General features: G+C 35.7%; 19 protein-coding genes and 1 riboswitch. Of the genes, 14 read left to right on the top strand and 5 right to left on the bottom strand.

What is annotated here, in order from left to right:
- Nucleotides 1-9 precede the first annotated feature (9 nt).
- From sufB to LPC09_RS20845, 8 genes are all read left to right on the top strand, one after another.
- Complete coding sequence (sufB, locus tag LPC09_RS20880; RefSeq protein WP_098796446.1) at nt 10-1407, top strand: Fe-S cluster assembly protein SufB; 1398 nt, start codon at nt 10-12, stop codon at nt 1405-1407.
- A gap of 182 nt (nt 1408-1589) precedes the next feature.
- Complete coding sequence (locus LPC09_RS20875; protein ID WP_212137630.1) at nt 1590-2462, top strand: DUF72 domain-containing protein; 873 nt, start codon at nt 1590-1592, stop codon at nt 2460-2462.
- 30 nt (nt 2463-2492) lie between these two features.
- Complete coding sequence (locus LPC09_RS20870) at nt 2493-3896, top strand: bifunctional metallophosphatase/5'-nucleotidase (protein WP_231308198.1); 1404 nt, start codon at nt 2493-2495, stop codon at nt 3894-3896.
- A 66-nt stretch (nt 3897-3962) separates the two neighbouring features.
- On the top strand, nt 3963-4265 hold the full coding sequence (locus LPC09_RS20865; RefSeq protein WP_098796449.1) for a YunC family protein: 303 nt from the start codon (nt 3963-3965) through the stop codon (nt 4263-4265).
- A 114-nt stretch (nt 4266-4379) separates the two neighbouring features.
- On the top strand, nt 4380-5114 hold the full coding sequence (gene yunB, locus LPC09_RS20860) for a sporulation protein YunB (protein ID WP_121663329.1): 735 nt from the start codon (nt 4380-4382) through the stop codon (nt 5112-5114).
- Nucleotides 5115-5185: 71 nt separating this feature from the next.
- Nucleotides 5186-5364, top strand: a riboswitch (Lysine riboswitch).
- A gap of 149 nt (nt 5365-5513) precedes the next feature.
- A complete protein-coding gene (locus LPC09_RS20855; protein WP_231308197.1) occupies nt 5514-7064 on the top strand; it encodes a Na+/H+ antiporter NhaC family protein in 1551 nt (516 codons plus the stop codon).
- Nucleotides 7065-7473: 409 nt separating this feature from the next.
- Entirely contained in the window at nt 7474-8985 is a 1512-nt protein-coding gene (locus LPC09_RS20850; protein WP_098796451.1) for a sodium-dependent transporter, read from the top strand.
- Nucleotides 8985-9089 carry a methionine/alanine import family NSS transporter small subunit gene (locus LPC09_RS20845; protein WP_098796452.1) on the top strand — a complete coding sequence of 35 codons (105 nt, stop codon included), beginning with the start codon at nt 8985-8987 and terminating at the stop codon, nt 9087-9089. Before LPC09_RS20850 ends, LPC09_RS20845 begins: the two co-directional genes overlap by 1 nt.
- Before the next feature lie 76 nt (nt 9090-9165).
- Here LPC09_RS20845 and LPC09_RS20840 read toward each other — a convergent pair whose 3' ends face one another.
- A complete protein-coding gene (locus LPC09_RS20840; RefSeq protein ID WP_098796457.1) occupies nt 9166-10140 on the bottom strand; it encodes a M23 family metallopeptidase in 975 nt (324 codons plus the stop codon).
- 305 nt (nt 10141-10445) lie between these two features.
- Between LPC09_RS20840 and lipA the strand changes: the two genes are divergently transcribed.
- A complete protein-coding gene (lipA, locus tag LPC09_RS20835) occupies nt 10446-11357 on the top strand; it encodes a lipoyl synthase (protein ID WP_255301566.1) in 912 nt (303 codons plus the stop codon).
- A 45-nt stretch (nt 11358-11402) separates the two neighbouring features.
- Here the strand turns inward: lipA and LPC09_RS20830 are convergent, their stop codons facing one another.
- Complete coding sequence (locus LPC09_RS20830) at nt 11403-12089, bottom strand: YhcN/YlaJ family sporulation lipoprotein (protein WP_231308196.1); 687 nt, start codon at nt 12087-12089, stop codon at nt 11403-11405.
- A gap of 116 nt (nt 12090-12205) precedes the next feature.
- On the opposite strand from LPC09_RS20830, the gene LPC09_RS20825 reads away from it, so the two are divergent.
- A complete protein-coding gene (locus tag LPC09_RS20825) occupies nt 12206-12481 on the top strand; it encodes a YutD family protein (RefSeq protein WP_098795476.1) in 276 nt (91 codons plus the stop codon).
- 37 nt (nt 12482-12518) lie between these two features.
- Here the strand turns inward: LPC09_RS20825 and LPC09_RS20820 are convergent, their stop codons facing one another.
- Together LPC09_RS20820 and LPC09_RS20815 are read right to left on the bottom strand one after the other, a co-directional pair.
- Entirely contained in the window at nt 12519-12806 is a 288-nt protein-coding gene (locus LPC09_RS20820; protein ID WP_098795477.1) for a cytosolic protein, read from the bottom strand.
- Nucleotides 12807-12862: 56 nt separating this feature from the next.
- On the bottom strand, nt 12863-13129 hold the full coding sequence (locus LPC09_RS20815; protein ID WP_098795478.1) for a DUF3055 domain-containing protein: 267 nt from the start codon (nt 13127-13129) through the stop codon (nt 12863-12865).
- 187 nt (nt 13130-13316) lie between these two features.
- Here LPC09_RS20815 and LPC09_RS20810 point away from each other — a divergent pair, with 187 nt between their 5' ends.
- The 3 genes from LPC09_RS20810 (at nt 13317) to LPC09_RS20800 (ending at nt 15931) form a co-directional block, all read left to right on the top strand.
- Complete coding sequence (locus LPC09_RS20810) at nt 13317-14627, top strand: EAL domain-containing protein (protein ID WP_231308195.1); 1311 nt, start codon at nt 13317-13319, stop codon at nt 14625-14627.
- A gap of 12 nt (nt 14628-14639) precedes the next feature.
- A complete protein-coding gene (locus tag LPC09_RS20805) occupies nt 14640-15083 on the top strand; it encodes a DUF86 domain-containing protein (protein WP_098795480.1) in 444 nt (147 codons plus the stop codon).
- A 74-nt stretch (nt 15084-15157) separates the two neighbouring features.
- Nucleotides 15158-15931 (top strand): TIGR01457 family HAD-type hydrolase, encoded by a 774-nt coding sequence (locus tag LPC09_RS20800; protein WP_098795481.1) that lies wholly within the window; start codon nt 15158-15160, stop codon nt 15929-15931.
- A 54-nt stretch (nt 15932-15985) separates the two neighbouring features.
- On the opposite strand, the gene LPC09_RS20795 is transcribed toward LPC09_RS20800, so the two are convergent.
- The gene (locus LPC09_RS20795; RefSeq protein WP_098795482.1) at nt 15986-16486 is read right to left on the bottom strand and encodes a phosphatidylglycerophosphatase A family protein; all 501 of its coding nucleotides are present in this window, start codon (nt 16484-16486) and stop codon (nt 15986-15988) included.
- Nucleotides 16487-16857: 371 nt separating this feature from the next.
- Between LPC09_RS20795 and yutH the strand changes: the two genes are divergently transcribed.
- Nucleotides 16858-17862 (top strand): spore coat putative kinase YutH, encoded by a 1005-nt coding sequence (gene yutH, locus LPC09_RS20790; protein WP_098795483.1) that lies wholly within the window; start codon nt 16858-16860, stop codon nt 17860-17862.
- Nucleotides 17863-18237 lie beyond the last annotated feature (375 nt).

Genomic DNA, 18237 nt, shown 5'->3' with positions numbered 1-18237 from the left:
TGAATGTAGATGGCAAAAAAGGCACCTGAAATCGGCGATTATAAATATGGTTTTGCTGACAAGGATGTTTCCATCTTCCGTTCTAAACGAGGATTAACGAAAGAGATTGTTGAAGAAATCTCTCGTATGAAAGATGAACCACAATGGATGCTTGATTTCCGTTTGAAATCATTGGAGCATTTTTACAATATGCCAATGCCACAATGGGGTGGGGATATGGCCTCATTAAATTTCGATGAAATTACGTATTATGTAAAACCTTCTGAGAAATCAGAACGCTCATGGGATGAGGTTCCTGAAGAAATTAAAGCTACATTTGATAAATTAGGGATCCCTGAAGCAGAGCAAAAATATTTAGCTGGTGTATCAGCTCAATATGAATCAGAGGTTGTTTACCATAACATGAAAGAAGACCTTGAAGACCTTGGTATTGTCTTCAAAGATACGGATACAGCTTTAAAAGAGAACGAAGATATTTTCCGTGAGCATTTTGGAAAAGTAATTCCTCCAGCAGATAATAAGTTCTCTGCTTTAAACTCTGCTGTATGGTCTGGTGGATCATTCATTTATGTACCAAAAGGTGTTAAAGTTGATACTCCATTACAAGCATACTTCCGTATTAACTCTGAAAACATGGGACAATTTGAGCGTACATTAATCATCGTTGATGAAGGCGCACATGTACACTATGTTGAGGGTTGTACAGCTCCAGTTTATACAACGAACTCACTTCACAGTGCAGTTGTTGAGATCATTGTTAAAGACGGTGGCTACTGCCGTTATACAACAATTCAAAACTGGGCAAATAACGTGTTTAACCTTGTAACAAAGCGTGCAGTTTGTGATGCGAATGCAACGATGGAATGGATCGATGGTAACATTGGTTCAAAATTAACTATGAAATACCCAGCTGTTATCCTTCGTGGTGAAGGAGCACGTGGTATGACACTTTCTATTGCCTTAGCAGGTAAAGGTCAACACCAGGATGCAGGTGCAAAAATGATTCACCTTGCGCCAAACACATCATCTACGATTGTTTCCAAATCCATTTCAAAGCAAGGTGGTAAAGTAACATATCGTGGTATTGTACACTTTGGACGTAAAGCTGAAGGGGCAAGATCAAACATTGAGTGTGATACACTCATCATGGATAATCAATCAACATCTGATACAATTCCATACAATGAAATTCTTAACGATAATATTTCTCTTGAACACGAAGCGAAAGTTTCAAAAGTATCTGAAGAGCAATTATTCTATCTAATGAGTCGTGGTATTTCAGAAGAAGAAGCAACAGAAATGATCGTAATGGGCTTTATCGAGCCATTCACAAAAGAACTTCCAATGGAATATGCAGTAGAAATGAACCGTCTGATCAAGTTCGAAATGGAAGGTTCTATCGGTTAATAACTTTCATATAAAAGGACTGACAATTGTCAGTCCTTTTTAGTACGTAAAGAATACGTGTGAAACAACCATTTGTGTTATATTTGGGTAATATGTCGTTAGAACTCTGTTAAGGTTTATGGAAAGAACAAAGAGTCGTATAATTAAGGTAAAGCCGTTAATTAAAAAAAGGATGATTTTGATTGACAAGCATTCAAATAGGGTTAACTGGATGGGGAGATCATGATTCCCTTTACACTAGTTTGAATACAACGAATAAATTACAAGAATATGCTGCACATTTTCCAACGGTTGAAATTGATTCATGTTTTTATGCTGTCCAGCCGGAACGTAATATGGAAAAGTGGGTAAAAGATACACCAAAGGGGTTTCAGTTTATAGCAAAAGCTTATCAAGGAATGACAGGACATCTTCGCGGAGAAATTCCCTTTGATAACAAATCTGATATGTTTTCAGCATACATAAAATCGATTCAACCATTAAAAAATGCAAATAAATTAGCTATGGTATTATTCCAATTTCCCCCTTGGTTTTCATGTAACAAAGAAAATGTAGCATACTTAAAATGGTGCAGAGAAAAAATGGGAGATACAGAGGTTGCATTAGAATTTCGCAACCGCTCGTGGTTTTCTTCTAGTTATTATGATAAAACCTTACAGTTTATGGAGGATGAGAAATGGATTCATAGTATTGTGGACGAACCTCAGGCTGGTGAAAGATCGATTCCCACCGTTCTAAAACCAACTACTCCTCATAAAACACTTATCCGTCTCCATGGAAGAAATGTATATGGATGGAATAAGCCGGCTAATGGAGATAATTGGCGAGATGTTCGATATTTGTATCGATATAATGAAGAAGAGTTATTAGAGTGGAAAGACCATTTAGCTGAGATACAACATAGAACAGAAACAACATATATGCTCTTTAATAACAACTCAGGTGGAGATGCTGCAGATAATGCAAAGATGATGATAAATCTACTAAATCTTCATTATACAGGCTTAGCTGAAAAACAATTAAGTTTGTTTCAAGATAATAATGAGGGCATGTAATATGTGGAGTTTAAGTAAGGAGAGAGGAACATGTTAGAAACCGTTCACCTTTATCATACAAATGATTTACATAGTCATTTTGAAAATTGGCCAGCTATCGTACAATTTATAAAAAACAATAAAGCATGGCATGATCAACAAAATGAACAAATGATTTTATTGGATATTGGAGATCATTCAGATCGGTTTCATCCAATAACTGAAGCAACAAAGGGAAAAGCAAATGTTACACTGTTAAATCAGTTAAATTATGACGCAGTAACAATTGGTAATAATGAAGGCATTACTTTTTCACATGAAGACCTTGATTCTTTATACGAAAACGCAACATTTCCGGTGATATTATCTAATTTATATACCGAATTGGGGGAACGCCCTAATTGGGTTGTTCCTTATCATATTATTACACTTAACAGTGGTACGAGGATTGCTTTCCTTGGTGTTACGGTTTTCTATGAAAAGTTCTATGAATTACTTGGATGGAGAATAAAAGACCCTTTTCAAAGTTTATTGGAGACTGTTGAACAAGTAAAGGAACAATGTGATGTGATTGTACTTTTGTCTCATTTGGGAATAAGTGATGACGAAATTATAGCAAAAGAGTTTCCTGATATTGATGTAATTATCGGAGGTCATACCCATCATGTTCTGAAAGAAGGGATTGAGCTTCATAACACTCTAATCGCAGGTGCAGGAAAATATGGTCAATATGTTGGGCATATTTCTTTATCTATTTGTCTTGAGACTAATAAACTTCATCAGTATAAAGCTTCTCTATTTCCAATAGAGGAGCAGAAAATAGTATGTAATGAAACAGAGTTATGGCTACAAGAATCTTCAAGACAAGCCGATAACATTCTTTCGGAGGTAATTGGTGTCTCAAAAAATGGTCTTTCTTTAGATTGGTACCAAGAATCTGAATTCCCAAAACTCCTTGTTCAATCAATAAAGGAGTGGTGTGATGGAGAGGTTGCAATGGTGAACTCAGGTATTCTTTTAGAGCCATTACAAAAAGGATCTGTCACAAGAAAAGATCTTCATCGCATTTGTCCACATCCAATAAATCCGTGTAAGGTTTATTTAAAAGGTGATGTTCTTAAAGAAGTTATTGTTCAATCGAGAGATGAGAAGATGGAACATTTAAAGCTAAAAGGTCTTGGCTTTAGAGGAAAAGTAATGGGACGAATGGTTTTTGATGGGATTGAAGTAAACATGGAAACGTTAGAGGATGGCAAAGATCATGTGAAAGAAATAGTTGTTAATGGCAAACCCATTTCGCCTGAAAGAATTTATGCTGTTGCGACGATCGATATGTTTACTCTCGGTCCACTATATCCTGAAATCGGTCATGCCGAGAAAAAAGTGTTTTTTATGCCTGAATTATTGAGAGATTTATTAGCTTGGAAGTTAGGTGAAAAATCTAGAATTGAATAGGCACATATCTACACGTATCCTTTCTTAATTCATAAGAATATATCAAGAAAGGAGTGTAGATACACAATGGTTACAATGACTCCAGTTGTTATAGAAGGAAAGCAGTTCACAGCGATTACAGTTGCGTTGCCTAAAACAAATTTTATGGCAGTTACAAACGATAAAGGATATATCATGTGCGGAGCACTTGATGTTGCATTATTAAATGAAAAGCTTAAAGACCGAGGAATTATTGCTGGTCGTGCTGTTGGTGTCCGTACAATTGATCAATTACTCGAAGCGCCACTGGAATCTGTCACATATGAAGCAGAAAAACTGGGAATCACTGTGGGAACAACAGGAAAAGATGCTTTACTAAAAATGGCTTAAGTAAGAAGCAAGCCTGTATTGTCCTAAAACAATAAAAAGTTTAGAATGAATAAAAAAGTAAGCGTACATCCCTCCTGTCATGCATAAACATAGCTTGTAAAGGAGGGATTTGTTTTGGCTAAGTTTCGCGGTCGACGCCCGCGCAAAGGGCCTTTACCTTTTCGATATGTACTATTGTTAACACTTGTTATATTTACGTTTCTGACAGCCAGTAGTTTTTGGTATGTAGATAGCAAAGTAGAGCCAGCTATTATGGATATCGCAAAGCTAGAAGCTTCTTCCATTGCAACAACGATTATTCATGAAGCTGTAAAGGAAGAAACAGAGAAAGATCAAGAAAACCTTGTTATAATAGATAAGGATAACAACGGCAATACAAACACAATCCGATTTAATTCAGCAGTTGTTCGAGCAGAATTAGATCGAATTACTGATAACATCACAAGGAAATTAACCGAAATTGAAAAAGGAAATTTTCATACAACAGACAATCAGGAAATGGAATTAGATGATGGAATTGTTTATTCGATTCCGCTGGGGCAAATAACGGATAATGCAATTTTAAGTACTATAGGTCCAGATATTCCAGTTCGTTTTTACTTAATAGGTGATGTACATACCGATATAAAAAGAACATTAAAGGAATATGGAATTAACAGTGCTGTTCATGAAATATCTGTTATTGTGGAAGTAACTGTCCAGGTTGTTATCCCCTTCTCAACAAAGCCTGTTACGATTACTAATACAATTCCTATTGTTGACATTGCAGCTCACGGTGATGTACCGCAGTATTATAATAATGGAAGCGGAGAAAATGCACCTGCCATTGAATTACCAGCAATTCCATAGTTGTCATATGACTACTATTTTGCTAAACTATTGAAAGTTAATTAAATATTGACCTACATCACCTTATCTCATGATGAGGTAGAGGCGCAGAAACCAAGAGTACAATATGTGAGAATGACAACGATGAACGTATTGAAAAGGGGTTTTTGCCGAAGTGAATGTTAGCTAGTCAGGCTGCATTTGCTGGTATTACGTTGAATAAAGGTAATACTGTCATTATAGAAAACTATAATGGAGGGCTACTGATCGAGATGGAGGATAACATAACATTATTCAAATAAGAGTAATGATAGTTATTTTCTATCGTTACTCTTTTTCTATGCACTTTTTTAGGGTGCATTGTTCCTTACAATCAGTATAAGCCCTTCCAATAATAAAAACAGGGAGGCATTTTACATCATGTCAGGCACTATTTTTTCAATTATTCCCCCGATAATCGCCATCTTAATGGTTATCTTAACAAGGAGAGTTTTGTTATCTCTAGGCGTGGGGATTGTATCAGCAGCGTTATTACTAAAGGATTTTTCAATCGCAGATTCCGGGATGGTCATAATAAATGCTGTTAAAGGTATTTTCATTTCTGAAGGTGAATTAAACACTTGGAATGTTTATATCATATTATTCTTGTTAATCTTAGGAATTGTTACAGCACTTATTTCTATCTCAGGCGGGAGTCGTGCTTTTGGTGAGTGGGCAGAAAAGCGTGTAAAAACTCGAACAGGAGCTCAATTTACAGCAGCAATATTAGGAATACTCATTTTCATTGATGATTATTTTAATGCACTTGCCGTTGGACAAGTTAGTCGTCCGATTACTGATCGTCAAAAGGTTTCACGGGCTAAACTTGCTTATATTATTGATTCAACATCAGCACCAGTTTGTGTTGTTTCACCAATTTCAAGCTGGGGAGCATATATCATTGCAATGATTGCGACAATTTTAACTACTCATGGTGTTACTGAGTTTACACCGCTTGGCGCATTTATGACAATGATTCCGATGAACTACTATGTTTTTGCTGCATTGGTTCTTGTGTTTGCAGTAGCTTATTTCAATATTAATATTGGCAGCATGAAAGTTCATGAAGATCGTGCGATTCAAACTGGACAAGTAGTTGATCCTTCCAAAGAAGCATTGGGTGAAATTAAAGAAGATTTACCAACAAGTGATAAAGGCACGATTGGTAACCTTGTTTGGCCTATTCTTTCTTTAATTATTGGTACAGTGGCATCGATGCTTTATACGGGTTATTCAGCAATTGAAGACAAATCAGCTGTAGATATTTTTGCAATCTTTGAAAATACAGATGTTTCAGCATCGCTATTATATGGCGGACTATTTGGACTAGCAATCACCATCATATTATTTTTTAGTAGAGGAATTAATGGACGTTATTTGCCCCTTGCAATCATTGAAGGTGTTAAATCAATGCTACCAGCTATCTACATCCTATTATTTGCGTGGGTTATTGTAGATTTGATCGGTCAATTAAGTACAGGGGAATATTTAGCGGGAATTGTTGAAAAATCTAACCTTAACTTATCGTATCTTCCAGTCGTAATGTTTATATTGGCAGCATTCATTGCGTTTGCAACTGGTACTTCTTGGGGAACTTTTGGAATCATGTTACCAATTGCAGGTGAAATTACAGCAGCTACTGATATTAACATGTTGCTTGCGGCTATGGCAGCAGTTCTTGCAGGTTCTGTATTAGGTGATCATTGTTCACCAATTTCTGATACGACAATACTATCCTCTACAGGAGCAGGAAGTCATCACATTGATCACGTATTGACTCAGTTACCTTACGCCTTAATTGGTGGAGGCGTTGCTACAATCGGTTATCTTGTTTTAGGTTTTACGGGTAGTAGTTTAGTTGGTTTACTTACAATATCTATCTTATTAGTAGGGTTTATTTTCATTTTTGCAAAAAGAGCAAAAGCAGTATAAAAAGGAAGGCGATTCGCCTTTCTTTTTTTTTCCATTTCTTTGTAATGTTATTCCATGAATAGTAATATCTATTTTTTATTAATATAAGGTAGGGTCGAAAGATACTGAATATTTAGAAGTTAAAAAATATTTATGGTGACTATTTCATTTTACAACTTTTAAGAATTAAAGAGTTAAAGGGAAAATCTGTCTTTGTTTGAAAATGTATAAAGTATTTCCATATTCTATTTAATAGAGTCTAAAATTTCTGAAAATATCATCTTAAAATAGTATTTTTTAAAAATTTTTTATAGACATAGGCATAATGTCCGATTATACTATGTATAGATTATAATAAATAATCAGAAAATTATATAATTTCTAATTGTTTCCACATTTAAGTGAGAGATGAGAAGAGGAGGAAAATATTATGGAAAATCGCCCACAGTGGGGGACAAGGGCTGGCTTTATTCTAGCAGCTGTTGGTTCTGCAGTAGGTTTAGGAAATATCTGGAGATTTCCGGCAACAGCATATGAAAATGGAGGAGGAGCATTTTTCTTACCATATCTATTTGCTTTGTTAACAGCTGGTATCCCATTACTAGTAATGGAGTTTACACTAGGACATAAATATCGTGGATCTGCTCCTACAACTTTCGGTAAAGTTGGTAAGGGAAGTTCATGGTTGGGCTGGTGGCAGGTTGCTATCGCATTTGTTATTTCATGTTACTATCCAGTTATTATCGCTTGGGCTTCATCTTATTCTGTTTTTGCATTTAACCAAAATTGGGGTACTGATACAGAAGGATTCTTATTCGGTGAGTACCTACAACTAGCAGAAAAGCCTGGTCAATTTGGTGGGCTAGTACCAGGGGTTTTAATTCCACTTATCTTAGTTTGGATTGTTACTTTAGGCGTTTTATTTGCGGGTGTTAAAAAAGGTATTGAAGCAGCTAATAAAGTATTTATTCCAGTTTTAGTTATTATGTTTACTATTATCGTTATTCGCGCTTTAACACTTGATGGAGCTGCTCAAGGATTAGATGCGTTCTTCAAACCAGATTGGAGTAAAATTCTAGATGGTAAAGTATGGGTTGCGGCTTACGGACAGATCTTCTTTAGTTTATCGATTGCATTTGCTATTATGATTACTTATTCAAGTTATCTTCCTAAAAAATCTGATATTACAAACAATGCTTTTATTACTGGTTTCGGAAACTCAGCATTCGAAGTTCTTGCTGGTATTGGAGTATTTAGTGCATTAGGATTTATGGCAGCACAGCAAGGAGTTCCTGTAGCAGAAGTAGTTTCTTCTGGTGTTGGTCTAGCATTTGTTGTATTCCCACAAATTATTAATGAATTCCCTGCTTTTAATGGATTATTTGGGTTCCTATTCTTTGGTTCATTAATATTAGCAGGTTTAACATCCTTGATTTCCATTACTGAAACATATGTTGCAGGTATTCAAGAGAAATTTAAAGTATCTCGTACAAAGGCTGTTGCAATAGGTGGTGGATTAGCTGCTGTTATCTCATTAATATTCGCTACAAAAGGTGGTCTTTATTTCCTAGATTCAGTTGACTACTTCATTAATACATTTGGTATTACATTAGCTGGTTTCATTGAAGTAATTGCAATTGCATGGTTTGCAAAGGAATTAAAGAATATTCAAAAGCATGCTAATGAGCTGTCAGACATTCAATTAGGTACTTGGTGGAGAGTATGCTTAGGTTTTATCACTCCAATCGTACTAGGATATATGATGTTCGATAACTTAAGAACGAACTTAACAAGCGAATATGGTGACTACCCTCGTGAATTCCTATTTAATTGGGGTTGGACGGTAGCCATTGGAGCAGTTTTAGTTGGTGTACTATTCTCGGTTACAAATAAAAAGCAAAAAGAATCTACAACTTCAAATGATAAGGGGGTTTCTCAATAATGAGTGCATCTGCTATTGCAATGATGGTAATCGGTATTGTAGTCGTTTGGGGAGGCCTTGCGGCAAGTATTACAAATGCTGTAATTAAAGCAAAACAAAAATAAATGAAAAGAGGCTGAGAAAATCAGCCTCTTTTTTGCATTTCGGGAAGTGACAGGCACGCCCCGAGTTTTGTCGACGTTATTTTCTTTTTCGTTCTGCTCGTTCCCAAGATTTTAAATGAGGGTAAGGATCAAATGACCATTCAGTTCGACCGTTATCTTTATAAAGACCATAATGTAGGTGTGGTGGGAATTTCCCTGCTGTACCTGGAGGGCCATAACCAGAGCTTCCTACTGACCCAATTAATTGACCTGGCTCGACAACTTGTCCTGTTTGGAGACCATCAGCAAAACCATTTAAATGGGCAAAATAATGGTACGTATTGTCGATATCGCGTATCCCTACTCTCCAACCACCATATCGATTCCACCCCTTCATCTCAACAACTCCGTAACAAGTTGCTCTTACTGGAACCCCGTAGTTTGCAAAAATGTCAGTTCCTTCATGAATTCTTCTGCCACCCCAGCCGCGGGCATCTCCCCACGTATTTTTGTAACTATAGTTATGTTTTAGAGGAACAGGGAATGCATGTTTATCTAAATCCAAGTGGCCATATTTTTTATATAATTTCATATGACCTAAAATGAGTCCAACTGTTTTATCACGTTGATAATAATGCCATAAGCCAATCTTTAAATTTTCCAAATCAGATCCATATGATTGTAAATAATTCGCAAAGGAATAGAGGATGTCTTCATCATTTGTTGGATCGGCAACCTGATCTCCATTACCATCCTCTCCAATACCACCAAATAAACCTATGCTTCTAGGATTTGTATCCTGCATATTTGGATTGAGTGGTCCTGCCCATACTTCGGGTTTGACATAAATTTCAATGGACCCATTAGCTTTTGGGATGTCTTTTCTTGAATGACGAACATTTCTTTCATATTGATCAATTGCAGCTAATACATACCAAGGTATGTTCGTTAATGTTTCTACTTTTGTATATAAGCTCATTAGCTTTTCATATTCTTTTTCTTGGTCGGATTTTTCAGCAGCATAGGAAACTTGATGTGCTGAAACAGAGATCATCATGAAGAAGATGATCATAAAGGAAAGTACTTTTTGCACAGTAATGAGCTCCTTTCATTTGTTCCAAATTGAATCACACCTTCACTGTCAGTGGTACCTGGTATCAATATAAAAGGTAATACTGCCAGAAAAAGTCCAATCCTTGTCAATAACAGCCCATGGAAGTATCTTTTTATAGTTTGGTTTTCAATTTGTATTTCATTAATAGAAAATGTTAGAAATTACATACAGTCCTTTTCCTTGTCCGACTCGTTTCCTTATGTTAAAGTGGAAACGTATATTGAAATAGTTTGATTAGTGGACAACTATAAATAGATTACATAATGGAGATGAATCAGATGGCGAAAAAGGAAGAATATCTACGTAAGCCAGAATGGTTAAAAATAAAATTAAACACGAACGAGAACTATACAGATTTAAAAAAGCTTATGAGAGAGCAAAATTTACACACTGTCTGTGAAGAGGCTAGATGTCCAAATATTCATGAATGTTGGGCTGTTCGTCGTACAGCTACGTTTATGATTTTAGGTGCTGTATGTACTCGTGCATGCCGATTCTGTGCCGTTAAAACAGGACTTCCTACTGAATTAGACCTAGCAGAACCAGAACGCGTAGCAGACTCGGTTGCTCTTATGAATCTTAAACATGCAGTTGTTACTGCAGTTGCTCGTGATGACCTAAAAGATGGTGGAGCACAAGTATTTGCTGAAACAGTTCGTGCGATTCGACGCAAAAGCCCATTTACAACAATTGAAGTGCTACCTTCAGATATGGGTGGCGTTTATGAGAATCTTAAGATGTTAATGGATGCAAAGCCTGATATCCTTAACCATAATATTGAAACAGTTCGTGAGCTTACGCCTAGAGTTCGTGCCCGTGCAAAATATGATCGTTCTTTAGAATTTTTACAACGTGCAAAAGAAATGCAACCTGAAATTCCAACTAAATCAAGTATCATGATTGGTCTTGGAGAAACAAAAGAGCAAATCATCGAAACAATGGATGATTTACGTGCTCATGATGTGGATATTATGACAATTGGTCAATACCTGCAACCAACGAAAAAACACCTTAAAGTTCAAAAATATTATCATCCAGATGAATTTGCTGAACTACGTGAAATTGCATTAAGTAAAGGCTTTAGCCATTGCGAAGCTGGTCCGCTTGTTCGTTCATCCTATCATGCAGATGAACAAGTAAATTCTGCAGCTAAACAAAAGCAAGCACAGGCTTAATTAATGTAGAAAAATGGAACTGTCAAATGACAGTTCCATTTAATTTTATTGCATTTTTTCCTTCTCGTAGCGGGATTTTTCATAATCGTCCTTCATATCATCATCGATATCCTCATTCATTTCTCCATAGCCTTCGCCATTAGCATTTTCGCCATTATTCAAAGCACGGCCTTGAGGAGACTCAAGCATTTTGTTAATTGTATCTGTTAAGATTTCATCAATATCCCGACTTGTTGAATCAAGTGGGCTATAGGCTTGAATTTGCTGAATCATATTTGGATTATCAGAAACGTACACGTGATAATAACGTGGAATAACTGATAAGGCTGTTTTCTTTACTTGATCGGCTGTTTCAAAACGATTATCTGAATCTGTTTCGTAAGCGACTAACACTTCTTCATCTGTAACTAATGTTGCTACATCATTTACGTTAGGAAGCTGAACACTTAAGCTGCTAATCGAATTGGCAACAGCTTCTCGGTCCATTCCAGGTGTAGGAGTATAGGCTATATCTTGAGGAATGCCGCTTTTTTGATGTCGAACAAATCCGAAGTTTGCTCCTTTATCATTTGCATTTGGCGAACCTTCTTCGTTGTACAAATCAGTACGATCACTTACATTTATTGTATTTCCACTTTCATGCATAAAAGAAGTATCTTCTTCTGCACCGTACTGACATGCTGTTAATAAAGATAAACCTACAATACTAACCGCTAATTTGGTTTTTATCAATATTAGCACCTCCTCTTCTTTTATAGTTACCAAATTGTCATGAAATTTTCTTAGCAATTGATGGTTGAAGATGTTTAGATTATGATAAGAATAAGGAATATGGATGAGGTGAAATCATGATAAGTGTTCAAAACCAGCATTTTGAATTAGTAAAAGAAGAAAAAGACGGTTTTAACGAAGAGGCTTTTAAGGAAAGATACAGCGAAATTTTAAATAAATACGATTTTATTGTTGGAGATTGGGGCTATAGTCAGCTAAGACTTCGTGGTTTTTTTGATGATCAAAATCAAAAAGCAACATATGACACAAAAATTAGTACCCTTGATGAGTACATATTTGAATACTGTAATTTCGGCTGTGCGTACTTTGTTTTAAAAAGAAAAAAAAAATAACGTGACAAAAAGTAGTCACGTTACCTAGTTAACCATCTTATTTTGACGTATAAGGTGGTTCTTCATTTTTGCTGGGGTCATCATGGGTTGGATGAGCCGGCATATCATGTCGCTCCAAATTTTGATGAAGTGATTTATTCTCGTAATTAAAGGCACTATAATAACGTTGTCCTTCCTGCCAAGGTGTACTTTTATTAGTAACAGGCTCGTCTTTATTTCGCGGTGAGCCATAAGGACCCTCTGGAAGTTGTTCAGGAATTAAAAAGTTACGTTGTGTTTCTACATTTGAAAAATCGGCATACGTTTCTTTTTCTTTATCATCCATCATAGGTCACCTACCTTTTAATCGGTAGTTTCTACGGAAAATCACCTTAACATACATCACATTAATTCATATAAAAAATCACGGAGCTCTGCTGCATCTTCCTCATTTAGCTGATAAGCATATTCTATGTATCCTGGTTCCTTTAAATCATCCTCACCAATAATGGCAAAGCGATTACTTTGTATATCCAAAACAAGATGCTTACCATAATAACGGTCGCTTTGAACAATGGCCAGGTCGAATCGCTGATTTTCCCCCACAAAGCTTACAAACCTTGTTTTTGTATCAACGGTATCATCATATAAAAAAAATCGTTCAGACATTATATCTCTCCTTATTTACCCAAATTTCATCCATACCTTATCATATCAGAAGAATTAAGTCCTGAAAAAACCTCAATCATAAATGGAACAAAATGAAAATAATTTTTTCAAAAAAAAGTCGAAAAACAGAAAAATATGTTAAAATGTTACTACGTATAGTTAATGTCAGAAGGGTTGAGTACATAATATGATAAGTGGGCTTTGTGAAAAACATTATAGGCGTTTAAGAAAATGGAGTAAACTATTTTTACATAAAAGCAAATTAAAGTTCTATCCACCTAAATTTGTACTTCGAGACCCGATTTTAGAAGGTGTCCATCAAGCGATGTTAAGCGGACATCAGGTTGCTGTAGTAGTCATGACTATTTCAAATCTTCGTGAATTTTCTCAACAATTGGAACCGGTACAATTAGAGGAATATAAAACAGATCTAAGAACAGGATTCAAAAGCATTGTTGAAGATTCCCCATACAACTCAGACTTACTTGTTGTTCACGATTATTACAGTGAAGGATTAACCATCTTCTTTAAAATAAATGATGATAAGCAAAGTGTTGTGTATATTGAGAATCTTATCCGAACACTAGTGCCAAGGTTAGAAAGATGGATGTTTACAAAGTATCCTTATTTTAACCAATCTTTTGAAATTGGTTATATGTTCATTGAAAGAGAGCACTCAACGATCCAGGATGCGCTATATACAGCACAACAACAAGCAGTGGCAATGGCTGAAAAGCGAATTCAGTCACGATATATAGAAACGTTATTAGAAATGCGTGATATTATTCAAAAACAGGATGTTAGTCTGTTAGCTCAACCAATCATAGACCTATCAACAAATCAAATTAAAGCATGGGAGTTTTTGACAAGGGGACCTAAAGATACTGCATTTGAGAGTCCTTTACAATTATTTTCATTAGCGAGGCAATCCAATTTAATTTATGATCTTGAACTTTTAGTCCTTGAGAAAGCATTTCATTTGATCAATTCAGTAGGTTGTATGGATGATGTATTTTTAAACTTCACTCCAATTACACTTGGGAATAAACGGTTTATTCCTGGACTAGAAAAACTGTTAACGAGGTACCCTGATATCGAGCCTAGAAGGATGATTTTTGAAGTAACTGAACGAGATTCAATTGAAGGCTTAAAATTTTTCCATGATAATATAAAACAATTACGTCAAAAGGGCTTTAGAATAGCTGTTGATGATACAGGAGCAGGATATTCGAGTTTATATACAATAAGTGAGCTTCTTCCGGACATTATAAAAATAGATCGATCTGTCATTCAAGATATTGACACGAGCAAGGTAAAGGAATCAATGCTAAAAGGACTTATTTTAATTGCAAGAGAAACAGGCTCCTTAGTAGTAGCTGAAGGTATCGAAAAGAAAGAAGAAGCAGAGGTTCTCAAAAGAAACCAGGTTGATTTAGCACAAGGATACTTTTATGCAAAGCCTGGACAATTACAGAAGGAACGTGTTGCTTTAGTATAGGAAGGTGATTACTTGTATTTTGTAGATCGAGAACAAATAGAAGCTAAACTGAAATTTCTAGAAGGACAGATAAAACTCTTTAATAACCAAACATCTTGGAATCAAGAAATAGAGAAGGCAGGACTAGAAAGAATTTGTCATATGTTCATTGAAACGGTCATAGATGTGGGAAATTCGATGATTGATGGATTCATTATGAGAGATCCTGGTAGTTACGAAGACATTATCGACATACTTTTAGATGAAAAAGTAGTTACTCAAGAACAGGCAAATGACTTAAAACAAGTCATCCTTCTTAGAAAACAACTTGTTCAGGATTATTTAGAAATTAACCATGAGGAGCTACAGCAGGTTGTTACTTCCCATAAAGCAGGAATTACTTCATTCCCAGCTCAAGTTCGAAGCTACATAGAAAATGAATTGGGCCCGGTCTCTGCATTTAAACCATTAGGATGACGAATACTTGTCATCCTCTTTGTTTTTATTACCAGTCTTTTAATAAAGGTTAAACAACCAGGGGAGGATTACTTTTGAAAAAATACAAAGGGTATTTAATCGACTTAGATGGAACGATGTATAAAGGAACTGAGCGAATTGAGGAAGCTAGTCATTTTGTTGACTATTTAGTTAAAAATGAGATTCCATATCTGTTTGTGACGAACAACTCTTCTCAAACACCTAAACAAGTTGCCAAGAAACTAAATGAATTTCAAATAAAAGCTTCAGAGGATCGGGTATTTACGACAAGTCAGGCAACAGCGAATTATATCGCACAAAAAAAGGAGCAGGCAACTGTTTATATGATAGGGGAAGCGGGCTTAAGGGAGGCTATCCAAACAAGTGGACTTCATTTAGTTGATGAAAATCCAGATTATGTTGTTGTGGGAATTGACCGAGACATATCTTATGAAAAATATGCAAAAGCCTGCATTGCAGTACGAAACGGTGCAGACTTCATTTCCACAAACGCAGATATCGCAATTCCTACTGAAAGAGGGTTATTACCTGGAAATGGTGCATTAACATCCGTCATAGCTGTATCAACTAATACAGCACCTATATTTATTGGTAAGCCGGAGAAAATTATTGTTGAACAAGCACTAGAGGTATTGGGAGTAGCAAAAGAAGATACATTAATGGTTGGAGATAATTACGATACAGATATAATGGCAGGCATGAATTGTGGAATTGATACTCTGCTTGTCCATACTGGTGTAACGACGAAGGAGCTACTAAAGCAATACAATAGTCAACCAACTTATACAGTAGATTCATTGAGTGACTACTTGAAAAATATAAATTGAAACGCAATGTAAAAAAGCTACTTTCAAAATGGAAGTAGCTTTTTAAAACCTTATTTATTCTACATCTCTGGCACGATGAGCAAGTCTGCTTGAAGCTGCTGCTGCAATTGCGCCAACAATGTCATCTAAGAATGTATGACATTTTCCACCCGATTTATCATTAAGATATTGAAGGATACCTGGCTTCATTTTGTCAATATATCCATAGTTAGTAAAGCCGATGGAGCCATATATGTTAACAATCGAAAATGCTAAAATCTCATCTACTCCATAAAGACTTTCATCAGTGCCGATAATAGATTGAAGAGGCTCCTCTAGTTGTCCTTTTTCAGCGAGAATATCAAACTGAATTCCTGTAAGAATAGCGTTTTGTACTTCTCTTTTTGTAAGGACACGATCTACATTATCCAAGCAATCGTCCATTTTGAGATCAGGATGATATTTTTCTTGTAGGAAGTATACAAGGTCTGCGATATCCTCCAGCTTTACGCCTCGTTTCACTAGCCAATCTCTTGCTGTTTTTTCAACAATGTCCATTTTCTCTTCACTTTTCATTCTTATCACCCAATTCTTTTTTTGTACGTTATGAAAGTAATGTCACAGAAGTTATTTTTAATATTAGATAAGTGCCAATACCTCTGTCTTTCCTTTTAAGGCTCGTCAGTAGACGAGACTTTTTGTGTATTTATTCATTGTATGAAATGAATCACTGATATATACGAATAAAAAACGTATCTTATCGTATTTTATGAATCAGTTCATTTCTAATCATTCCCTTGTTTTACTCTCTAATAACATGAATAAAGATAAAATTCTTTATAGAAGGGTGATTTCCTTCTAATAACTTATTTTCTTTTTAGTCTAATCATAAAGATAAGAATAAATGATTATGATTAGTATGGGGTTATTGCTGGGAGGATAAGGAAATGAAACAAACAATTTATGAAGAGTATGGGATAAAGGTAAGAGAAATAAGTAAATTAGGGAATTATGACTCGTTTAGCCTGCATAATAATCAATTTATTATTGTTCCTGTATCGCATATTGAAGAGGAAGAGCTATATGAATTGTATCAATTAAGTCAATATATGCTTGAAAAAGGGGAACCTCATTTAGCCACTATGGTCTTAACGAAACAAAATCACTTGTTTTTTGAGCAAGATTCAGTTAGATATGCTGTACTAAAATGTTCATCCTATACACAAAGCAGGTTTAACCTATTAGGAAGGGATTTAGCTCGTTTTCATTCAAAGGCAAGGGCTTATCCATATCAAGTATCGAAAACGCAGCGGATCGGTCAGTGGAAAATTCTTTGGGAAAAAAGACTGGATCAATTGGAGATGTTCTGGAGGGGGAAAGTTCAAAGTCAACCACTTTCTGCATTTGAAAAGTTGTTTGTTGAATCTTTTCCATATTATGTAGGATTATCAGAAAATGCTATTCAATATATAGTTGACACAGAATTGGATGAAGAACCACAGCCGATTGATTCAGGGACAATTTGTCACCAGCGGTTTCATGAATACACATGGAATCCTAGCATGTGTATAAAGTCTCCAACAGATTGGGTGTTTGATCATAGTAGTCGGGATTTAGCGGAATATATGAGGCAGTATTTCTTGGAAAAACCTGAAGAGCTTAGATCAGAGGGATTTAAATTCCTCGAAGAGTATGATCGTACCACTCCTCTTTCTCCCTTTTCCTGGAGACTAATATACAGCAGGCTGCTATTTCCAATTCATTATTTTGAGTGTGTAGAAGAATACTATTTATCACCAGAAGACCAACAACCGAGATTTGAAGACCGAATGAAAGTAATCTTAAAAAGATCAGGACAGTATGAAGAATTTTTAAAAGCTTACTCAAGTATGTTAACGATAAGAACAAGAAGGATTTCTGTCCCTGCAATTGATTGGCTTGCGATAAGGTAGGTTTGAACCAGCCCTGATTTTCCTAAAGGGTTCGGTTTTGAAGTACAAAATACGTATAAATATAGCTTTTCATATAGTAGTTAACACTAGAATTAAATTTAGCATGTAGTTCAGCAAAGGAAAATGCTTGGAGACATATATGCTCCAAGCATTTTTTATATCAAAATAAGCACCCATTTAAGCGATTGTCAAATCTACAAGAACCCTCAGGAAATAAGCGGAGAAATTCCTCTTAATGAGGGAAATAGCACAAAAAATAGATTAAATAGACGGAAAGATTCCGCCTATTTAATCAAAAAAGATGAAAATCGACCATTTTCCTTTGCTTAACCGGAAGAATTCCGCTAATATCCACCAACCGAGTTCCATTCTTCA

The organism is Metabacillus sp. B2-18, from assembly GCF_021117275.1.
GTDB lineage: Bacteria > Bacillota > Bacilli > Bacillales > Bacillaceae > Metabacillus.
The sequence above is the reverse complement of the archived record's forward strand: the minus strand, read 5'-3'. Positions and strand labels throughout refer to the sequence as shown.